Source organism: Streptomyces mirabilis (genome assembly GCF_039503195.1).
In the GTDB taxonomy this organism is placed as follows: domain Bacteria; phylum Actinomycetota; class Actinomycetes; order Streptomycetales; family Streptomycetaceae; genus Streptomyces; species Streptomyces mirabilis_D.
This window is the reverse complement of the sequence record NZ_JBCJKP010000001.1, coordinates 2,197,267-2,217,520: the sequence shown is the minus strand read 5'-3', so window position 1 is coordinate 2,217,520 and position 20,254 is coordinate 2,197,267. Positions and strand designations below refer to the sequence as shown.

Below are 20,254 nucleotides of genomic sequence, written 5' to 3'. Positions count from 1 at the left end.
CACCCGCCCGCGTAATCGAGCGTGGGTTCGCGGCCGGCCCTTACGGGGGGCGCCCCGACGTGCAGGCGTCTGGCCGCGGGCCACCATCTGACGTACCGTCAACTGGCGCCGCCGGGGGCCGCACCCCTCCGGGGGACGTCAACAGCCGTGCCCCCAGGGAGGCTTGCCGTGCCCGACGACCGCCCCGTTGCCCTCGACGAGTACCCCGTGCACCAGGTGCCCCTGTCCATGAAGCACCTCGCGACCGGGGACCGGAACGCGTACGACCGCTGCATCTTCCACGTTTTCGACCACCAGGGCCGGGCGCTGCTGATCCTGGGTCTCGGCGTCTATCCGAACGTCGGGGTCGTCGACGCCTACGCCACCCTGCGACTCGGCGACCGCCTGCACGCCGTGCGCGCCTCGGACGCGCTCGGGGACGACCGGATGCGCCTCGCCGTCGGCCCGCTGCGCATCCTCGTCGAGCGCCCCCTGAGAACGTTCGTACTGAGCTGCGCGGCCGATCCCGCCGACCCTGAGGGACTGTCGTACGAAATCACCTGGACGGCGGACTTCCCGGCCCTGTGGGAGCCGCACCACCTCCAGCGGCGCGGCGGCCGGCTCACGCTGGAGGGCAAACGCTTCGTGCAGGCGGGGCACTGCGAGGGCTGGATCCGGATCGGCGGCGAGGAGATACGTCTGGAGCGCGGCCGCTGGACCGGCACCCGCGACCGCAGCTGGGGCGTGCGCCCGATCCCCGGAGAGGAGGGCGGCCGGCTCGCGCAGGAGAACCCGACGGAGGGCTTCCACTGGCTGTGGTGCCCCGTCCGGTTCGAGGACCGGTTCCTGATGGTCGTCGTCCAGGAGGACGCCGACGGCTACCGGACGCTGAACGACGCGACACTCGTACGCAACGCGGAGCGCGACCTGCAACTCGGCTGGCCCCAGACCGACATCACCTACCGCCCCGGCAGCCGCCACCCCACGTCCGCCGTCATCCACCTGACCCGCCCGGGCGACCGCAAGCCCATGGAGCTGGACGTGGAGGTGCTCACCTCCTCCCCGCTCGCCGTCGGCGCCGGCTATCCGCCCGCCGACGACTGGCAGCACGGCACCTGGGTCGGGCGCGACTGGACCGACCGCCGCGCCTACGACCTCTCCGACCCGTCCGTGCACCACCGCGCCGCGTACGGGGTGATCGACCACGCGGCCCGCTGCACGCTGGACGGGCGGGTCGGCCACGGGATCTTCGAACACGGCTCGTTCGGCCGCCACGATCCGAGCGGGTTCACCGGCTTCGACTCGGTCGCGCCCTGAGGGGGAACGAGATGGCCACGGCACCGCGCCCGCGCACGACCACCCGCGACCCGGAGGAACTGGGCCGCCGGCTGACCGCCTGGCTCACCGCCCGCCTCCCGGGCGCCAAGGCGGCCAACGTCACCGTCCCCGAGTCCAACGGCATGTCCAGCGAGACCCTGCTCTTCGACATCGAGCACCCTGAACCGCCGCTGACCGCCTGCGCGTTGAGGCTGGCGGCGGACCCGGCGGCGTACACCGTCTTCCCCGTCTACGACATGCCCCGCCAGTACCGCACGATGAGACTGGTCGCCGAGCGCACCGACCTCCCGGTGCCGCGGGTGCTGTGGCTGGAGGAGGACCCCGCCCCGCTCGGCGCGCCGTTCTTCGTCATGGAACGGGTCGAGGGCCGCGTGCCACCGGACGTCATGCCCTACACGTACGAGGGGAACTGGCTGCACGCGGCGAGCGACCAGGAACGCGAACGGCTGGAGGCGGCCTCGGTGGGTCTCCTCGCCCGGCTGCACGACCAAGTCCCGCTGCCGGAAGCCGACTTCCTGAGCCTCCCGGGTGAAGGCAGCCCCCTCCGTCGTCACGTCGAGGCCCAGCGCGCCTACTACACGTGGGTGATTGACGGGCTGTCCCGCTCACCGCTGATAGAGAGCGCGTTCGACCGGCTCGACGAGCTGTGGCCGAGTGACGAGGGCGAGGCGGTGCTCAGCTGGGGCGACGCGCGCATCGGGAACGTCGTCTACGACGGGTTCGCCCCCGCGGCCGTCCTCGACTGGGAGATGGCGGCCCTCGCCCCACGCGAGGTCGACCTCGGCTGGACCGTCTACCTGCACCGCTTCTTCCAGGACCTGACGGCGAGCTTCGGCCAGCGCGGACTGCCCGACTTTTTGCGCCGTGACCGCGTCGAGCGGTGCTATGCCGAACTCACCGGCCACACACCCCGGGACATGGACTTCCACACACTGTACGCGGCACTGCGGCACGCGATCGTCATGCTGCGCGTCGCCTACCGTCAGGTGCACTTCGGCGAGGTCGCCGTACCGCCGGACCCGGACACACTGATCCTGCACCACGGCAGCCTGCGAGCCATGGTGCAGGGCAGTTACTGGGAGGGACCGGCTGCCGGTCGCTGAACGCGAGGGCCGGTCAGGCCGCCTGGCCGCCCATCTCGGGGACCCGCATCGGGCGCGAGGCCGGGCCGCCGACGTGCGAGAACGGCTGCGTCCGCCAGTCGAGTCCCTGAGGGAGCGTCAACAGGAGGGCGGTGTCCTGCTCCTGAGGCTCCACCGACTCGTCGGCGGGGCGGGCGTCGCCCGCCGCACGGCCCGTGCCGGCGCAGACCGTCAGCCCGAACGGGTTCCACGGCGAGGCGCACAGCGCGTGCTCGGGCAGGCTCTCCTCGTCCGCCAGGAGCGCGATGGGCTGGGCGCAGTCCGGGCAGATCACCCGGTACATCTCGAAGGTGTCGTAGGCGTCGAACTCCTCACCGTCGACGGCGTCGGGTTCGACGCCCTCCGGCTCGGGTTCGACGACCAGCTTGGGCCGCCTGGATGCGGGACGACCAGGGCGCTTAAGACTCTGCATGGGATTCTCCCCCTCGGGTGGGCCGACAAGGCGCTGCGGCCTCGACCACAGCAAGCATTTCCCGTCCCGTCTCTGCGGTAATCACGAGAACATCACGGACCCGGTTGCGGCACTGTGTCGTTCGTCACATGCCGCCCGCAGGTGCCCGGCGCGGTGGATTTGTCCACCAGGCGGTTCACCGTCAGCACTCTGCCACATCACAAAGCGGGTATGACCTGCGCCGCTGAGGTATCCGACGAGATCAAGGGCCCTGTAGGTTCTTGCGTCATGGAGGAGCTGGACCGACAGATCGTGCAGCTGCTCGTCGCAGACGGGCGGATGAGTTACACAGACCTGGGCAAGGCCACGGGCCTGTCCACGTCCGCCGTGCACCAGCGGGTGCGCCGGCTCGAACAACGCGGTGTCATCCGCGGCTATGCCGCGGTCGTGGACCCCGAGGCCGTCGGGCTGCCCATGACCGCCTTCATCTCGGTGAAACCGTTCGACCCGAGCGCCCCCGACGACATCGCGGAACGCCTGGCCGACGTGCCCGAGATCGAGGCCTGCCACAGCGTCGCGGGCGACGAGAACTACATCCTGAAGGTGCGGGTCTCGACCCCGCACGAACTGGAGGAGCTCCTCGCCCGCCTGCGCACCCTGGCAGGCGTGTCGACCCGCACGACCGTGGTGCTGTCGACGCCGTACGAGGCGCGCCCGCCCCGCATCTGACCCACCCGGGGACCGACCGGACACCGCCAGGCGCGAGACTGTTCCCCATGAGTGAGAGCACCGCCACGTCGGACACCGTGCTGTTGCGCGGTGGAGAAGTCCACAGTCCCGCCGATCCCTTCGCCACCGCGATGGTCGTCGAACGCGGACAGATCGCCTGGGTCGGCTCGGAGGGCGCGGCCGACGCCTTCGCCGACGGGGTCGCCGAGGTCGTGGACCTGGAAGGCGCACTGGTCACCCCGGCGTTCACCGACGCCCACGTCCACACCACCTCCACCGGGCTCGCGCTCACCGGCCTCGACCTGTCCGACGCGCCCTCCCTGGACGCCGCCCTCGCCCTCGTACGCGGGTTCGCCGCCGCCCGCCCGGCCGACCGGGTGCTGCTCGGCCACGGCTGGGACGCGGCCCGCTGGCCCGGCGGCCGCCCCCCGACGCGCGCCGAACTCGACGAGGCGGCCGGCGGACGCCCGCTCTACCTCTCCCGCATCGACGTGCACTCCGCCGTGGTCACCACCGCGCTCCTGGACCTGGTCCCGGGGGTCACCGCACGAGCGGGGTACGCCGCCGACGGCCCCCTGACCCGGGACGCCCACCACGCCGTGCGCGCCGCCGCGCTCGGCGCCGTCACCCCGGCCCAGCGCATCGAGGCCCAGCGCGCCGCGCTCGCCCACGCCGCCTCGCTCGGCATCGGATCCGTGCACGAGTGCGCGGGCCCGGAGATCTCCTCCGAGGACGACTTCACCGGACTGCTGCGCCTCGCCGCCGGGGAAGCCGACCCGGGTCGTCGGCTACTGGGCCGAACAGGATGTCGAGAAGGCCCGGGCGCTGGGCGCGATCGGCGCCGCGGGCGACCTCTTCGTCGACGGGTCCCTGGGTTCGTACACCGCCTGCCTGCACCAGCCCTACGCCGACGCCGACCACACCGGCACCGCCTACCTGGACGCCGCCGCCGTCGGCGCGCACGTGGTCGCCTGCACCGAGGCGGGCCTCCAAGCGGGCTTCCACGCCATCGGGGACGCCGCCGTGACCGCCGTGGTCGAGGGGGTCCGCGCAGCCGCCGAGAAGCTCGGCCTGGCCCGTGTGCGCGCCGCCCGGCACCGCGTCGAGCACGCCGAGATGCTCACCCCGGAGACCATCGCCGGCTTCGCCGAGCTCGGCCTCACCGCCTCCGTGCAGCCCGCCTTCGACGCACTGTGGGGCGGCGAGGAGGGCATGTACGCCCAGCGCCTGGGCGCCGAGCGGGCCCGCGCCCTCAACCCGTTCGCGGCCCTGTTGCGCACCGGCGTGCCGCTGGCCTTCGGTTCCGACAGCCCTGTCACCCCCCTCGACCCGTGGGGCACCGTGCGTGCCGCCGCGTTCCACCGCACGCCGGAGCACCGGGTCTCCGTGCGCGCCGCGTTCACAGCGCATACGCGCGGCGGGTGGCGGGCGATCGGACGGGACGACGCGGGAGTCCTGGTGCCGGGCGCGCCCGCCGACTACGCCGTGTGGCGCACCGAGGAACTGGTCGTGCAGGCCCCCGACGACCGCGTCGCTCGCTGGTCGACCGACCCTCGTTCGGGTACTCCTGGACTGCCCGATCTGAGCCCCGGCGGCGACCTGCCGGTGTGCCTGCGTACGGTCGTCGGCGGGCGGACGGTCTTTGTACGGCCGGGCGAGTGATCTCCGGGGGTGGCGCCGTGCTGATCATCCGCCGCCGCCCCGTCGCGCGACCTGCGCATCCTCCGCGCTGACCAGGTAATTGAGGGAAAACCAGCAGGTCAGACGAGTGTTGACAGCTGGCCTCGGGGGGCCGGTAGGTTCGGCCGGGTCCACCACCGGACGTCCGACCGGAGAACTTCCACGCAGTCGCCGGAGCGCCGCTGGGTCAGGGGTGGTGTGCCGCACCGGCGCACCACCACTGGGAGCCAGGCTCAGCGCCAGTGCGACGGCGAGGGAACGTTCACGCCTGTCGGAAGGGTGTGACCCGGGTGGGGCCCGGACGTCCAGTAGACAACGGCTTTCGGTCGACCCGCAGCCAGCGGGTCCCAGGTCGGCCCGAAGGGCGCCGGGCCCCGATCCGCAGTACGGTGCTCCGGCGCGGCGGGCTCTCTCTTACCCGGCTCTTGCCGAATCGACACCCCCGTACTAACGCGCCGACGCGTCAGTGCAGGCTGCGGCCACTATGGTGGACCCCTGCGTACGGACTTGAAGGGGCAGTAGTGAACGACGGCGACGGGACCCTCGCGGCAGGAGCCAAGGGGAGGCAGTTCGGCCCGCTCGGCACGGCCTTGGTGATCATCCCGACCTATAACGAGGCGGAGAACATCAAGAAGATCGTCGGCCGGGTACGAGCCTCGGTGCCCGATGCACACGTTCTCGTGGCGGACGACAACAGCCCGGACGGCACGGGCAAGCTCGCCGACGAGCTGGCCGCCGAGGACGACCATGTCCAGGTGCTGCACCGCAAGGGCAAGGAAGGCCTGGGCGCGGCGTATCTCGCGGGCTTCGCCTGGGGCCTGGAGCACGGCTACGGCGTCCTCGTGGAGATGGACGCGGACGGCTCGCACCAGCCCGAGGAACTGCCCCGGCTGCTGACCGCGCTCAAGGGCGCCGACCTCGTGCTGGGGTCGCGCTGGGTGCCGGGCGGGCGGGTCGTGAACTGGCCCAAGTCCCGCGAATTCATCTCGCGCGGCGGCAGCATGTACTCCCGCCTCATGCTCGACGTGCCGATCCGCGACGTCACCGGAGGCTTCCGTGCCTTCCGCCGCGAGACCCTCGAAGGTCTCGGACTCGGTGAAGTGGCGTCCCAGGGGTACTGCTTTCAGGTGGATCTGGCCCGGCGTGCGGTCAAGTCCGGTTTCCACGTCGTCGAGGTGCCCATCACCTTCGTCGAGCGCGAGCTCGGCGACTCCAAGATGAGCCGCGACATCCTCGTGGAGGCGCTGTGGCGGGTCACCACGTGGGGCGTGGGGGAGCGGGTCGGCCGGATCACCGGCCGGAAGCACAGGTCGTAGGAGCGCTTGCGAAGTGGGGGGCGGGCCCGGGTGGGGCCGCCCCCCACTCCCACTTCGCCCTCACTTCACTCCACAGCTACGGCTGATCATCCGCTTATCCCATACTGAGCTGTGCCCAGGCACACTGGGTGCATGACGACTGGCGCACCGACCCCTGCATACCCCGCGCGGCCGCGTCGATCCCGGCTGCGCGCCTACCTGCCGCTCGGCATCGCCGTCTGGCTGGTGCTGGAGATCTGGCTTCTGACCGTGGTCGCGGGCGCGGCGAGCGGTTTCGCGGTCTTCCTGCTGCTGGTCGCCGGTTTCGTCCTCGGTTCCGTGGTCATCAAGCGGGCCGGCCGCCGTGCCTTCCGCAACCTGACCGAGACGCTGCAACAGCAGCAGAGCGGGGTGCCCCCCACGAGCGGGGGTGGCGAAGGCAACGGGCTGATGATGCTCGGCGGTCTGCTCCTGATGATCCCCGGGCTCATCTCCGACGCGCTGGGCCTGCTCCTGCTGATCCCGCCCGTCCAGAAGGCCCTGAGCCGTTACGCCGAGCGCGCCATCGACCGCAAGATCCGCGAGGCCGTGCCGGGCGGCGTCGGCGACGCCTTCCAGCAGGCCCGTATCCATCGCCCCGACGGCAAGGTCGTCCAGGGCGAGGTCATCAGGGAAGAGAACCCGACGACGGACCCGGGCCCGCGTCCGCCACTGAACCGCTGACCGAGGCTTTCCCGTCGGTGGCCCGTGGGGTTTTCACCTGCGGGCCGGTGGGGGCTGGTCGCGCAGTTCTCCGTGCCCCTGAGGGGCACGCACAACGCACAGAGCCGCGGGCCCCGTACGACGTGCGTACGGCGCCCGCGGCTGCGTGCGTGGTATGCCGCCCAACCCCCGGAGGGGTTACGCGGACTTGCGGCTGTCCCGCGGATGCACCGCGATGTTCATCGCGCCGGAGCGCAGAACGGCCAGGCGCTCCTCGAGGACCTCTTCGAGCTCCTCTCGGGTGCGCCGCTCCATCAGCATGTCCCAATGCGTACGCGCGGGCTTGGCCTTCTTTTCCTCAGGGCCGTCGCCGTCCACCAGGAGTGCCTGGGCCCCGCAGACCTTGCACTCCCACTCCGGCGGAATCTCCGCCTCGACCGAGAAGGGCATCTCAAACCGGTGCCCCTTCTCGCATGCGTACTCCACGGCCTGGCGCGGGGCCAGGTCGATGCCGCGGTCCGTCTCGTAGCTGGTCACCACGAGGCGCGTGCCGCGAAGAGCTCGCTCACTCATGAATCGTGCCTCCCGGGCTTGTCGCCCACAGGACAGGTGTCGCTGTCGTCGTCATCCGGTCAACGTCCGGTCGGCGGTAAAGATTCCCGTTCCGGGTCATGCGTCGCCGTCGTAGCCGCCCCTTGTTGTACCCACCGGCGCCCGGTTTGTCACATCTGGCAGCAGATGTCACCCAACGCTTCAGTATCTTTGACGCGCAGTAACGGTACGCCTGGCAGGCCAAACGCGTACACTACCGGCCTTTGGCCTCAGGTGCTAAATCCTGTCCGGTACGGGATTACCCGCGTCGCGCACGGCCTGCCGCACCGGAACCCTCGCGAGCAGCACGAATCCGATGACGAAGAAGGCCACGAGCGAGATGATCGCGTCCCTATAACTTCCCGTCAGCTGGTAGGTCAAACCGAACAGAAGCGGGCCGAGCCAGCTCATCCCCCGATCGCTCATCTCGTACGCGGAGAAGTACTCGGCCTCCTTCCCGCTCGGCACCAGATGGGAGAACAGCGAGCGCGAGAGCGCCTGGCTGCCGCCCAGGACCAGGCCGATCCCGGCGGCCAGGACGAAGAACCAGACGGGCGCGCCCGCCGGCAGGAAGTACCCCGCGCCGAGCGTCACGGTCCAGGCGACGAGCGAGCCGAGGATCGTGCGCTTCGCGCCGTACGTCCGTGCGAGCCGTCCCATCCCCAGGGCGCCCCCGACCGCGAGCACCTGCACCAGCAGCACGGCGACGATCAGGGTCGACTGGCTCAGCCCCAGCTCCTGCGATCCGTACACCGACGCCTGCGAGATGACCGTCTGGATTCCGTCGTTGTAGACGAGGTAGGCGAACAGGAAGGCGAGGGTGAGCGGTTTGCCCCGCATGTCCCGCACGGTGGCCGCCAGCTGCCGCCATCCGTGCCCCGGCGCCTGCCCCGCGGACGCCGTGGGCCGGTCCCGCAGCCGCTTCAGCGGTACGAGGGTGAAGGCGCCCCACCAGATGCCCGCCGAGGCCAGACAGATGCGGACGGCCGTCGACTCGGAGAGCCCGAAGGACTCGTGGGCCGAGTACAGGACCAGGTTCACGACCAGCATCAGCGAGCCCGCCGCGTAGCCGAAGGCCCAGCCGCGGGACGAGACCGCGTCACGCTCCTCGGGCGGGGCGATCTGCGGCAGGTAGGAGTTGTACAGGACCATCGACACGGCCACCGAGGCATTGGCGACGATCAGCAGCAGACCGCCGAGCAGGTAGCGGTCGCCGTCCAGGAAGAACATGCCCGTGGTGGCCGTGGCGCCGAGATAGGCGCAGAGCGCGAGCAGGGGCTTCTTGCGGCCGGTGCGGTCGGCGGCGGCGCCCGCCATCGGCATCACGAAGATCGACACTATGACGGACGCCGAGACCGTGTAGGCGAAGAAGGAGCCGGCGCGGACCGGGATGCCCAGCGGATGGACGAAGCCGTCCGCGTCCGCCGCGTGCTTGGCGACGGACGTGAGATAGGGGCCCAGGAACACGGTGAGCACGCTCGTCGAGTAGACGGAGCACGCCCAGTCGTAGAAGTACCAGCCGCGCTGCTCGCGCCGCCGTTCGGTGACCTCGTCGGTCGCCTGTGCCCGCACGGTCTCGGTGCCCACCCGTGCCCCTCGCTTCCCCCTGAACGGACCGCGCGAGAGGGCTCAGACCCAGGTGCCCCGGTCCTCCAGGACCCTGCGCAGCGTGTCGATGTGATCGGTCATGATGCCATCGACGCCCAGGTCCAGGAGCCGGTGCATCCGATCGGGTTCGTTGACCGTCCACACGTGGACCTGCAGGCCGCGCGCGTGGGCGGCGCGCACGAAGCGTCGGTCGACCACCGGCACGCCCGACTGGGACTCGGGCACCTGGGCGGCGATCGCCGAGTCGCGCAGCGCGGCCGGGATGCCGTACGAGCGCAGCCGCAGCCCCACGACACCCTTGGTGCCGTACGAGGTCGCCAGCCGAGTTCCGGCCAGACGCTGGGCGCGGAAGACCCGCGCCTCGGAGAACGAGCCGACGCAGACGCGGTCCCAGGCGTCGAGGCGGCCGATGAGGTCCAGCAGGGGGTGGAGGGCGGGTTCGGCCTTGACGTCGACGTTCCAGCGGACGTCGGGGAAGGTTTCGAGGAGCTCCTCGAAGAGGGGGACCGGTTCCTTGCCCGCCACGCGCGCGTGGCGCACGTCCTCCCAGGGCAGGTCCGCGATCCGCCCCGCGCCGTCCGTCACCCGGTCCAGGGTCGCGTCGTGGAAGGCCACGAGCCTGCCGTCCGACGTCGCGTGCACATCCGTCTCGATGTAGCGGTAGCCCGCTTCCACCGCGCGGCGGAACTGGGCGACGGTGTTCTCCAGACCGTCCGCCGCGCCGCCCCGGTGGGCGAAGGCGATCGGGCCGGGGTGGTCGAGGTACGGGTGGCGTATGCGCGGGCTCACCCCGGAAGTATCGCTCGCTCCGGTTGACCGGCGGCAACGACGGTGCTGCCGCCCGGTGCCGGGCGGACGGCGAACACGCGCAGGAACAGCTGGGCGAGCGGCCCGATCGCGACGGCGTACAGCACCGTGCCGACGCCGACCGTGCCGCCGAGCGCGAATCCGGTCGCGACGACCGCCACCTCCAGGACCGTGCGCACCAACCGGACCGAGCGTCCCGTACGCCGGTGCAGGCCCGTCATCAGACCGTCCCGGGGACCCGGACCGAAGCTGGCCGAGATGTAGAGGCCCGTCGCCACGCCGTTCAGCACGATGCCCGCCACGAGCAGCGGAATCCGTACGGCCAAGGAGTGGGCGTCCGGCACCAGGGCGAGGGTGCCGTCCATGGCGATACCGACCACGAACACGTTGGAGACCGTGCCGAGGCCCGGGCGCTGGCGCAGCGGGATCCACAGGAGCAGCACCGCCGCGCCCACGAAGATCGACACCACGCCGATCGTCAGACCGGTCAGTTCGGCGAGCCCCTGGTGCAGCACGTTCCAGGGCTCCAGGCCGAGGCCCGACTCCACGAGCAGGGCCGAACTCGCGCCGTACAGCGCGAGGCCCGCGTACAGCTGGGCGAGGCGACGAGGAAGCCGTCGCCCGGTTCCCCTGGGTTCCCGGTGCGGGGAGTCGGCGCGCGTGGACAAGAGGTACCCCCTGTGGTGATGACCCGTGATGGTCCGTGATGAACCGCGGTGGTGATGGTGGCCTGGCTCGTGACATTCTGTGGCTTGAAGGAAGGCGCCATCCAAGGCCAATCCGAGGAAGGTGGACTGGGAATCATGACGCAGTGGACTTCGGCGATGGGGGCCGCGCAGCTCGCCCGGCTGCTCAACTCCCAGCAGGAGCGCCCCGCGGGGCCCGGCACCCGCCGCCCGCCCGCCTATCGCGCGCTCGCCGACGGCATCCGGCTGCTCGTCCTCGAAGGCCGGGTTCCGGTCGCCGCGCGGCTGCCCGCCGAGCGGGAGCTCGCGCTGTCCCTCTCCGTCAGCCGTACGACGGTCGCGGCGGCCTACGAGGCGCTGCGCGGCGAAGGGTTCCTGGAGTCCCGCAGGGGAGCGGGCAGTTGGACCGCCGTCCCCGCCGGGAACCCGCTGCCCGCGCGCGGCCTCGAACCGCTGCCGCCCGAGGCCCTCGGTTCCATGATCGACCTGGGCTGCGCGTCACTCCCCGCGCCGGAGCCCTGGCTCACCCGTGCCGTGCAGGGCGCCCTGGAGGAGCTGCCACCGTACGCGCACACGCACGGCGACTATCCGGCGGGGCTGCCCGCGCTGCGCGCGATGATCGCCGAGGGGTACACCGCGCGCGGCATTCCGACCATGCCCGAGCAGATCATGGTGACGACCGGCGCGATGGGCGCGATCGACGCCATCTGTCATCTCTTCGCCGGGCGCGGTGAACGCATCGCCGTCGAGTCCCCCTCCTACGCCAACATCCTCCAGCTGATGCGGGTGGCGGGCGCCCGGCTCGTCCCCGTCGCCATGGCCGAGGGGCTCGCCGGCTGGGACGTGGAGCGTTGGCGCCAGGTCCTGCGCGACGCAGCGCCCCGCCTCGCGTACGTCGTCGCCGACTTCCACAACCCGACGGGAGCCCTCGCGGACGAGGACCAGCGGCGCCGCCTGGTGGACGCGGCGCGGTCGGCGGGGACCGTACTGGTGGTCGACGAGACGATGAGCGAGCTGTATTTGGAGGAGGGGCTGTCGATGCCCCGGCCCGTGTGCGGCTTCGACCCCTCCGGGTCCACGGTCATCACCGTGGGGTCGGCCAGCAAGGCGTTCTGGGCGGGGATGCGGATCGGCTGGGTCCGTGCGGCCCCCGATGTCATCCGCAGTCTCGTCTCCGCGCGCGCGTACGCCGACCTCGGAACGCCCGTGCTGGAGCAACTGGCCGTGAACTGGCTCTTCAGCACCGGGGGATGGGAGCGGGCCGTGGAGATCCGGCGTGCGCAGGCCCGGGAGAACCGGGACGCGCTCGTCGTCGCCGTGCGCCGTGCGCTGCCCGACTGGGAGTTCACTGTGCCGCGGGGCGGGCTGACGCTGTGGGTGCGCACCGGCGGACTGTCCGGCTCGCGGATCGCCGAGGCGGGCGAACGGGTGGGGGTACGGGTGCCCTCCGGGCCGCGGTTCGGGGTCGACGGCGCCTTCGAGGGGTATGTGCGGCTGCCGTTCACCGTGGGGGGTGCGGTGGCCGAGGAGGCGGCGGTCCGGTTGGCCGCGGCGGCGCACCTGGTGAGAACGGGCGCGACCGGGGGCAACGAAGCGCCCCGCACGTTCGTGGCCTAGCAGCCGACCGGCCCCGGGTGGGTTCGTCGGCCGCGGGGCGGTGGGGGCCGAGGGAGCAGCCCCCGCCCAGGGGCGCGGGGAACTGCGCGACCAGCCCCCACTCACCCGCGGCCGAACTCCACGACCAGGAGCCCGCTCAGCCCTCCGCCACCGCGGCCTCCGCGGGGATCGGCTCCGCCTCTGCCGGAGTCGTGCGTTCCGGCAGCAGGTCGAGGACGGCGCGTCGATGGGTCTCGCTGGTGGCGTCGTCGTAGGGGTCCGGCGTGGCCGGAACCTGGAGGCGCAGGACGGGACCCGCGCCCAGCCGGGCGTACCCGCGGCCGGGCGGCACCTCCCGCGTAGGAGTGGTGTGCGGCGGCGCGCCGAGGACGGCTTCCAGCTGGACCGGAGAGGCCGGACCGAGGACCACGCGCGCGCGGGTGTGCTGCTGCACGGCCTCGCTGAGCGCCTCGAGGTCCTCGAACTGCTCGGCGATGACGACCGTGACGCCCGCCGCGCGCCCGTGCCGGAGTGGGACCTGCAGGAGTGCCTGGGGATCGTTGCGGCCGTCGGCGGCGGCGAAGTGTCCGAGCGCGCTCGGCCGGTCGAGCAGGATCCACAGGGGGTTCTTGGTGTCGTCGGGGGCGGGGTGCCCCGCCTGCCGCGCACGGTTGGCGGAGATCAGCCGCCGTTCCGTCTCGTTCGCGGCCCACTCCAGACTCGCGAGCGCCCCGGCGAGGCCGGACTCGACGGCGAGGACGCCGGCCCGGCCGGTCAGGCACGCGTACTCGCCGGTGCCACCGCCCTCGACGATGACGACATCGCCGTACTGAAGGGCCTGGAGCGCGATGGAGCGCACGAGTGTGGTCGTGCCGCTGCCGGGATGGCCGGCGATCAGCAGGTGCGGCTCGGTGGAGCGGATGCCGGTGCGCCAGACGACCGGGGGACGTCTCGCTGTTCCTCCCCGTAGGTGAGGGGGAGGGTGCGCTGGACGTCGGCCGGGTCGGTGAAGCCGAGGACCGTCTCGCCGGGTGAGGTGACGAATCGCTGGGCGGCGATGTCGGTGGGAAGCGGCGGGAGGACCGTGATGGTGAGCTCGTTGCCCTCCTCGTCCCAGTCGAAGTGGTACTCGCGACCGCGGCCCGACTTGGCGTGCAGAAGCTGCTCGATCCGGGCCCGGGACTCCGCCTCGCCGTCCGTGAAGTACGCCGGGTAGCGGATGAGCAGCCGGGACACGCGCCCGTCGTCGTCGAAGTCGTGCGTGGGGAAGGCCTTCTCCCAGTCGCCGCCGTGGGCGTACAGGGGGGCCGGATCCTCGGCCACGGAGAAGTACGGGACGAGGGCGTCGTACAACGACTGGAGTCGTTGGATCTGCGCCTCGTCGGGGCCCGTGGGCTCCGACGAGGCCTGCTGACGGCCCGTCCATGCTGCCGCCGCCATCAGGGTGATGGCGGCGAGCAGCGGTCCGTACGGCACCAGCGCCACGACCAGGATCACCGAGGCCACCAGGAACAGCAGCGGCCCGCGCCGGTCCTTGGGGGTGGCGGCCCACTTGCGTCCGCCGGCGGCTGCCAGCCGACGCAGTCCACGGGTGACCGTGATCAGTGGATGGAGGACGTCGGTGGCGCTGTCGGCCGCCGTTCGGGCCAGCTCCCGGCTTCGGGCGATCTGTGCGCTGCCGTTGCTGAGGATGCGGGGGAGAGGGCGCCGGGCCACTGCTGTCTCCTGAAGGTGCGTGCGATGGGCAGGGACGTCAGAACTTGATCCCGCCGAGGAGGCTCGCCAGGCTCTCCCCGCCTGCCTTGATGCTCGGCGCGATGGCCGTGCTGGCGAGGTAGAAACCGAAGAGCGAGGACACCATGGCATGCGACGCCTTGAGCCCGTCCTTGCGGAAGAAGAGGAAGACGATGATGCCGAGCAGGACGACGCCTGAGATGGACAGAATCATTTGTGCTCTCCTGGTTCGTGGGGACAGTCACCATGAGTACTTCCAGGATCACAGGATGTATCCATACGATAAAAGGTGCAACTGAGTGAAATTCGGCTGATTTCATCCAGTCGGGGGAGTCGTTCCGGGCCCCCTGCACAGGTCTGTTGCCGCCTGTCGGCTCTTGGGCGGCTTGTGGTGATCTTTGCCTCGGTGGGCGCCGGTCATGTGCCGCCGGAGCCAGTACGCTGGCGAATCACCCGTACGGCCGCACACTTCGCTGTCGTACGGACCTGCGCATGACAGCCCATCCGCTGTCGTACGCTCCCGCAGTCCCCCATGACGTAGCTGTCGTTGTCCTTGTGAGAGGTGGTCCGGCCGATGAGTGAAGCCCCCGACCCCGAGGTCGTGGAGCTGGCGACCAAGATCTTCGATCTGGCGCGCCGAGGGGAGACCGAGGCGCTCGTGGCGTACGTCGACGCGGGTGTTCCGGCCAACCTCACCAACGACCGCGGTGACTCGCTGGTGATGCTCGCCGCCTACCACGGCCACGCCGAGGCGGTGCGCGCCCTGCTGGAGCGCGGCGCCGAGGCCGACCGCATCAACGACCGCGGCCAGACCCCCCTCGCGGGGGCCGTCTTCAAGGGCGAGGCGGCGGTCATCCGCGTGCTTCTGGACGGCGGCGCCGACCCGGCCGCGGGCACCCCCTCGGCCGTCGACACCGCCCGGATGTTCGGCAAGACGGAACTACTCGAATTGTTCGGCGTGCGCTGATCCGTCCGCGCTGACCAGGTACAACACCGAAAACGGGGGAGGCGGTACGGGGCCGCCGGAAATACGGTCGCGGCAAGAAGAACTGCCGAGTCATCATGACGTCGTGATTCACGGACGCGATGGCTGGGCAGGTGTTGCCGCACCGCGCGGGCCGTGACGCGGCCCGTATGGGCCACCGACGAGAGGCAGAGGAAGATGGTCTACAGCAAGCAAGAAACGGCGGGCGCTCCGACGTGTTGTCACGCGGCCAGGTAATGCAGGATCCCGGTTGCGTCGACGCTTGATGTGAGGCTGTTTCCCATGTTCGATCCGGTCATAGCGCCCAGCGGTACGCTGCTCGGCCTGCTTCAGAGGGGCCGCGGCGACGGCACGCTGCACGCGCTCACCGCACCGCGAGCCGAAGCGCTCGCGGCACTGAACCACTGTGTGCTGCGCGATCCCCGCCACGACTGGCAGGTGGAGAACCGCTCCCTGTACTACGCCCGTCTCTACCTCGATCTGAGCGGTGAGCTCGACGAGATCGAGCGGCACCTCTTCGACGCCGAGGACATCCTCGACGACTGCGAGTCACGCACGGGGCTCGCCCTCGCGGTCCTCGGCCACCTCGCCTCGTACGGCAGGCGGGACGCCCTGGAACTGCTGCGCAGGTACGCCGCCTCGGGCACCAACTGGGCCTGGGCCCTGGACGAGCTGGCCCTGCGCGACGACGACGCGGGACTGCGCGCCCTGGCCGTGCCCGTCCTCGCCCGCTTCCCGGCCGATCCGGAGGGCGAGGCCGCACTCGTCGCCCAGGTGCGCGACGCCTTCGAGCCCCGGCCCTGGCGGCTGTGGGCGGACGACTCCCGCGAATCCATCGCCACGCGTGTGCGGGCCGCCCAGGAACAGGGCTCCTTCGACCGATGGCAACGGCAACTGCGCCCCACCGGACCACGTCCGGGGTGGAGCGTGCGGGCCGTGTTCGAGTGGGCCCAGCAGGGTCTCGACCGCGGAGCCGCACTCCATGTGCCGGCCGCGCGCTGCCTCACGGCCGTCGCGGGACCCGAGGACCGGCCAGAGATTCTCCAGGCCGCCCGGGACGGCGGCGACGGAGCGCGCTGTACCGCCCTGCGCTACCTCGCCGACAGCAACGATCCGGACGCTCTCGACCTGATCGAGGTCGCCGCGACCGGTGGCACGGCGGCCGTCGGGGAGGCCGCCGTCGACGCGTTCGAACGTATGCGCAGTGTCGCCGCCGTCGAGCGGGCGCGACGGTGGGCCGAGCGGCCCGACGCCCTCGGCGCCGCCGCGGGACGGATGCTCGCCTGCCGGGGCGGCACCAAGGACAGCGAACTGGTGCTGGGCGCCCTGCGCGAGGCCGTACGCGGCGAAGGCCCCGACGCACCCACACTCTGGACCCTCGTCGACGGAGCCGGACGCCTCGGCATCGTCTGCGCCGCACCCGTACTGCGCCATGTCTACCGGGAGACGGCGTCGTCCCATCTGCGCGGGCGAGCCGCCCGCGCCCTCGCCGCCACCGACCCCTCCTTCCCCGCCGGCTTCGCCGTCGAGTGCCTGTGGGACTGCGAGGAGTCGACCCGCGAGGTGGCCGCTCGACACGCCGAAACAGGTGACGCGCGCGTCGTCGATCAGTTGCGGCGGCTGGCGTCGGATCCGGCCGAGGAAGCGGAAGTACAGACAGCCGTACGCAGCCGGATCGGGCCCGACGCACCCGCCGTGTGAACACGAAGTGACTCGCGGGTCAGGAGGGCGTGGCCGCGGGCTGACCTGGAAAAGCGTGCAGTACAACGCTCACGGGGCGTTCCCCGGCAGGAAAGATCGACGTTGACGCGGCCACGTCCAGCACGGCGACAACACGGGTATGCGTGTCGTCATCGTGACCGAATCCTTTCCCCCCGATGTGAACGGCGTGGCCCACTGCGCGCTCCAGACCGCCCGGCACCTCGTCGATCGCGGTCACGCTCCCCTCGTCGTCGCCCCGGCCACCGCGGCCGGGCACGGGCCCGACGCCCTCGCGCCGTGCCCCGTCGTCCGTGTCCCCTCCCTACCGCTCCCCGGCTACCCCCAGGTCCGCGTCGCTCTCCCCAGCCGACGCGTCGCCGCTGCGATCACCGAACACCGCGCCGACATCGTCCACCTGGCCAGTCCCTTCATCCTCGGCGTCCGCGGCATGGCGGCCGCCGCCCGGCTCGGCGTCCCCGCCGTCGCCGTCTACCAGACCGACCTCGCCGGTTACGCCCGTACGTACGTGGGCGCGGGCGAAGCCACCGCCTGGCGGCGCATCCGCTCCGTCCACGCCGCCGCCGACCGGACGCTCGCCCCGTCCAGCGCGGCCCTGCACGACCTGGAGGCACACGGTGTGCCCCGGGTGCGGCTGTGGCCGCGCGGTGTGGACACCGTCCGCTTCCGCCCCGAGTACCGGGACGAGGCACTCAGGCGCGAACTGGCGCCGAACGGTGAGCTGATCGTCGGCTACGTCGGCCGGCTCGCCCCCGAGAAGCAGGTCGAACTGCTCGCCGGAGCCTGCGGTCTGGAAGGCGTACGCGTCGTGATCGTGGGCGACGGGCCCAGCGAGACGAGCCTGCGCGAGGCGCTTCCCGGCGCCGTCTTCCTCGGGCGTCGCACCGGCGACGAACTCGCCCGGATCTTCGCCTCCCTGGATGTCTTCGCGCACACCGGTCCCTTCGAGACCTTCTGTCAGACCGTCCAGGAGGCCATGGCCAGCGGCGTACCGGTCGTCGCACCCGCCGCGGGCGGACCGCTCGACCTCGTCGCACACGGCCGTACGGGGCTGCTGGTGCCGCCCCGCGACGAGGCCGCCGTGCGCGACGCGGTGGGGGCGCTGGCCGCCGATCCGGCGCTGCGAGCGGCCTACGGCGCCGCCGGGCGGGCCACCGTCGAGGGCCGCACCTGGGCGGCCGTCGGCGACCAGCTCATCGACCACTACGCCGACGTGCTCACCGCGCGGACGGTGGTGGCGGCATGAGCCTGCGCATCGTACGGCTGGCCAACTTCGTCGCCCCCGCGTCGGGCGGTCTGCGCACCGCCCTGCGGGAGCTCGGCAGCGGCTACCTGGCCGCCGGACACGAGCCCGTGCTCGTCGTCCCCGGCGAGCGTGCCACCGACCGCGAGACGGAGCAGGGGCGGGTCATCACGCTGCCCGGTCCGCTGCTGCCCGGAACCGGCGGCTATCGCGTCCTCACGGACAAGCGGCGGGTCGCCCGCCTCCTGGAGTCGCTCGCGCCCGACCGCCTCGAAGTCTCCGACCGGACCACCCTGCGCTGGACCGGGGTCTGGGCGCGGCGCGCCCGGGTGCCCGCGGTGATGGTCTCCCACGAGACCGCCGACGGCGTGCTGCGGACCTGGGGGCTCTCCGAGGGAATGGCCCGCCGGGCCGCCGACGCCCTCAACATCCGTACGGCGCACACCTACGCGCGGGTCGTGTGCACCACGGAGTTCGCGGAGCGCGAGTTCGTCCGCATCGGGGCCCGCAACGTCGTACGGGCCCCGCTGGGCGTCGACCTGGTCGGCCGACACCCCGGGCTGCGCGATCGCGAGGTGCGCGAGCGGTACGCGCGCGCCGACGAGGCGCTGCTCGTGATGTGTTCCCGGCTGTCCGTCGAGAAGCGGCCCGGTACGGCTCTCGACGCGCTGGAGGCGCTGCTGCGGCGCGGGGAGCGTGCCGTGCTCGTCGTCGCCGGGGACGGGCCGCTGCGGGCCCGGCTCGAACAGCGGGCCCGGGAGCGGCGGCTGCCCGTCACCTTTCTCGGGCATGTCGCCGACCGCGCGCTGCTCGGCGCGTTGCAGGCCTCCGCCGACGTGTGCATGGCTCCGGGGCCCGCCGAGACGTTCGGGCTGGCCGCCCTGGAGGCGATGGCCTGCGGTACGCCGGTGGTGGCCAGCGCGGTGTCGGCGCTGCCGGAGGTGGTCGGGTCCGCCGGAGCCACCGCCGCGGACAGCGGGGACTCCTTCGCTGACGCGATACGCCTGCTCCTGGGTCGTCCCGAGGCCGCGCGCAGGGAAGCCGCACGCGCGCGTGCGGAGTGTTTCGGCTGGGACACCGCAGTGGAGGCGTTCCTCGCCGCGCACGACGCGGTGGTCGAGTCCCGGCCCTGCCTCCAGGAGGGCGTCGGATGAGACCCCTTCGGTTCGTCGCCCTCGGGGACTCGCTGACCGAGGGCGTGGGCGACCCCGTCGGCGAGGGCTGGCGGGGCTGGGCCGCGCTGCTCGTCGACGGGCTGTCCGACGGCCCGGACACGTCCGTGGAGTTCACCAACCTCGCGGTGAGCGGGGCCCAGACGCGCGATGTCCTGGAACGGCAGACCCCGGCGGCACTGGCCCTGGGTCCGGACGTGGTGTCCGTCGTGATCGGTGTGAACGACACCCTTCGCTGCACCTTCGACATCCACGCCGTGGCCGCGCGGCTCGACCAGGTGTACGCGGCGTTCCGGGCCCAGGGCGCCGTCCTGCTGACCGCATGCCTGCCGGATCCCGGCGCGATGCTCGGGCTGCCGGGGGTGCTGGCCAGGCCCCTTGCCCGGCGGCAGCGGGCCGTCAACACGGTCGTGCACGCCCTGTCCGAGCGCCATGGAGCCGTGCATCTGCACGCGGCGGAGGGCGCCTGGCTCACGGACCGCGCGATGTGGAGCGCGGACCGGCTGCACCCGGGGGAGCGGGGGCACCGGCAACTCGCCCTGCGCTTCCACGCGCTGCTCGAACAGGAGGGCGTCGCCACCGGGGTCACGCCCTCGGCCGAGCCCGAGTTCCCCGCGCCCACCCGGTCGGCCAGCCTGTGGTGGCTGGCCACCGCGGGGACGGGGTGGGTGGCACGGCGGTGCACCGACCTGCTGCCGCAACTGCTCACCCTGGCCGCCGCCGAGGTGCGACACCGGGCGCGCGGCACCAGCGCCCGGCTCGACCTCAGCGCCTCGCACGCCGTGGCGTCCGCGCTGGCCGCCCTGTCGGTGGCGGAACGGCCGGACGCGGCATGACGGTTCGAGGCGGTGGGCCGG

The 20,254-nt window shown here is 72.1% G+C and carries 17 protein-coding genes and 2 pseudogenes; 12 read left to right on the top strand and 7 right to left on the bottom strand.

Annotated elements, in window-relative coordinates; genetic code table 11:
* Window positions 1-168: 168 nt before the first annotated feature.
* Together AAFF41_RS10680 and AAFF41_RS10675 are read left to right on the top strand one after the other, a co-directional pair.
* Entirely contained in the window at window positions 169-1,296 is a 1,128-nt protein-coding gene (locus AAFF41_RS10680; protein ID WP_319745223.1) for an Rv3169 family protein, read from the top strand.
* 11 nt (window positions 1,297-1,307) lie between these two features.
* Window positions 1,308-2,420 (top strand): phosphotransferase family protein, encoded by a 1,113-nt coding sequence (locus tag AAFF41_RS10675; RefSeq protein WP_319745225.1) that lies wholly within the window; start codon window positions 1,308-1,310, stop codon window positions 2,418-2,420.
* A gap of 13 nt (window positions 2,421-2,433) precedes the next feature.
* Here the strand turns inward: AAFF41_RS10675 and AAFF41_RS10670 are convergent, their stop codons facing one another.
* On the bottom strand, window positions 2,434-2,871 hold the full coding sequence (locus AAFF41_RS10670; protein WP_060897780.1) for a hypothetical protein: 438 nt from the start codon (window positions 2,869-2,871) through the stop codon (window positions 2,434-2,436).
* A 267-nt stretch (window positions 2,872-3,138) separates the two neighbouring features.
* Here AAFF41_RS10670 and AAFF41_RS10665 point away from each other — a divergent pair, with 267 nt between their 5' ends.
* The 4 genes and pseudogenes from AAFF41_RS10665 to fxsA all read left to right on the top strand — a co-directional run bounded on the left by AAFF41_RS10665 (window position 3,139) and on the right by fxsA (window position 7,277).
* Window positions 3,139-3,579: an Lrp/AsnC family transcriptional regulator gene (locus AAFF41_RS10665; RefSeq protein ID WP_028803629.1), complete on the top strand. Its 441-nt coding sequence runs from the start codon at window positions 3,139-3,141 to the stop codon at window positions 3,577-3,579.
* 47 nt (window positions 3,580-3,626) lie between these two features.
* Window positions 3,627-5,241 (top strand): annotated as a pseudogene (locus tag AAFF41_RS10660) (amidohydrolase).
* Between the two features lie 539 nt (window positions 5,242-5,780).
* The gene (locus AAFF41_RS10655; RefSeq protein WP_319745229.1) at window positions 5,781-6,575 is read left to right on the top strand and encodes a polyprenol monophosphomannose synthase; all 795 of its coding nucleotides are present in this window, start codon (window positions 5,781-5,783) and stop codon (window positions 6,573-6,575) included.
* 132 nt (window positions 6,576-6,707) lie between these two features.
* Window positions 6,708-7,277, top strand: coding sequence for an FxsA family membrane protein (gene fxsA, locus AAFF41_RS10650; RefSeq protein WP_319745231.1), 570 nt, complete (start codon window positions 6,708-6,710; stop codon window positions 7,275-7,277).
* A gap of 177 nt (window positions 7,278-7,454) precedes the next feature.
* Here the strand turns inward: fxsA and AAFF41_RS10645 are convergent, their stop codons facing one another.
* The 4 genes from AAFF41_RS10645 to yczE form a co-directional block, all read right to left on the bottom strand.
* Complete coding sequence (locus tag AAFF41_RS10645; protein ID WP_003977404.1) at window positions 7,455-7,829, bottom strand: RNA polymerase-binding protein RbpA; 375 nt, start codon at window positions 7,827-7,829, stop codon at window positions 7,455-7,457.
* Window positions 7,830-8,084: 255 nt separating this feature from the next.
* The gene (locus tag AAFF41_RS10640) at window positions 8,085-9,434 is read right to left on the bottom strand and encodes an MFS transporter (protein ID WP_319745233.1); all 1,350 of its coding nucleotides are present in this window, start codon (window positions 9,432-9,434) and stop codon (window positions 8,085-8,087) included.
* A gap of 42 nt (window positions 9,435-9,476) precedes the next feature.
* Entirely contained in the window at window positions 9,477-10,244 is a 768-nt protein-coding gene (locus tag AAFF41_RS10635; RefSeq protein WP_319745235.1) for a glycerophosphodiester phosphodiesterase family protein, read from the bottom strand.
* Window positions 10,241-10,930 carry a membrane protein YczE gene (yczE, locus tag AAFF41_RS10630; RefSeq protein ID WP_319745237.1) on the bottom strand — a complete coding sequence of 230 codons (690 nt, stop codon included), beginning with the start codon at window positions 10,928-10,930 and terminating at the stop codon, window positions 10,241-10,243. The genes AAFF41_RS10635 and yczE overlap by 4 nt, the downstream gene beginning before the upstream one ends.
* A gap of 135 nt (window positions 10,931-11,065) precedes the next feature.
* Here yczE and AAFF41_RS10625 point away from each other — a divergent pair, with 135 nt between their 5' ends.
* The gene (locus AAFF41_RS10625; protein WP_054236276.1) at window positions 11,066-12,565 is read left to right on the top strand and encodes an SCO1417 family PLP biosynthesis transcription factor; all 1,500 of its coding nucleotides are present in this window, start codon (window positions 11,066-11,068) and stop codon (window positions 12,563-12,565) included.
* Window positions 12,566-12,701: 136 nt separating this feature from the next.
* Here the strand turns inward: AAFF41_RS10625 and AAFF41_RS10620 are convergent.
* Together AAFF41_RS10620 and AAFF41_RS10615 are read right to left on the bottom strand one after the other, a co-directional pair.
* Window positions 12,702-14,260: pseudogene (locus AAFF41_RS10620) on the bottom strand (P-loop NTPase family protein).
* Between the two features lie 37 nt (window positions 14,261-14,297).
* Window positions 14,298-14,492, bottom strand: coding sequence for a hypothetical protein (locus AAFF41_RS10615; protein WP_054236250.1), 195 nt, complete (start codon window positions 14,490-14,492; stop codon window positions 14,298-14,300).
* A gap of 360 nt (window positions 14,493-14,852) precedes the next feature.
* Here AAFF41_RS10615 and AAFF41_RS10610 point away from each other — a divergent pair, with 360 nt between their 5' ends.
* The 5 genes from AAFF41_RS10610 (at window position 14,853) to AAFF41_RS10590 (ending at window position 20,233) form a co-directional block, all read left to right on the top strand.
* Window positions 14,853-15,245 carry an ankyrin repeat domain-containing protein gene (locus AAFF41_RS10610; protein WP_054236249.1) on the top strand — a complete coding sequence of 131 codons (393 nt, stop codon included), beginning with the start codon at window positions 14,853-14,855 and terminating at the stop codon, window positions 15,243-15,245.
* A 300-nt stretch (window positions 15,246-15,545) separates the two neighbouring features.
* A complete protein-coding gene (locus tag AAFF41_RS10605; protein ID WP_319745241.1) occupies window positions 15,546-16,964 on the top strand; it encodes a HEAT repeat domain-containing protein in 1,419 nt (472 codons plus the stop codon).
* Window positions 16,965-17,103: 139 nt separating this feature from the next.
* Complete coding sequence (locus tag AAFF41_RS10600) at window positions 17,104-18,228, top strand: glycosyltransferase family 4 protein (protein ID WP_319745243.1); 1,125 nt, start codon at window positions 17,104-17,106, stop codon at window positions 18,226-18,228.
* The gene (locus tag AAFF41_RS10595; protein WP_319745245.1) at window positions 18,225-19,379 is read left to right on the top strand and encodes a glycosyltransferase; all 1,155 of its coding nucleotides are present in this window, start codon (window positions 18,225-18,227) and stop codon (window positions 19,377-19,379) included. The genes AAFF41_RS10600 and AAFF41_RS10595 overlap by 4 nt, the downstream gene beginning before the upstream one ends.
* Complete coding sequence (locus AAFF41_RS10590; RefSeq protein ID WP_319745247.1) at window positions 19,376-20,233, top strand: SGNH/GDSL hydrolase family protein; 858 nt, start codon at window positions 19,376-19,378, stop codon at window positions 20,231-20,233. The genes AAFF41_RS10595 and AAFF41_RS10590 overlap by 4 nt, the downstream gene beginning before the upstream one ends.
* Window positions 20,234-20,254: the final 21 nt, after the last annotated feature.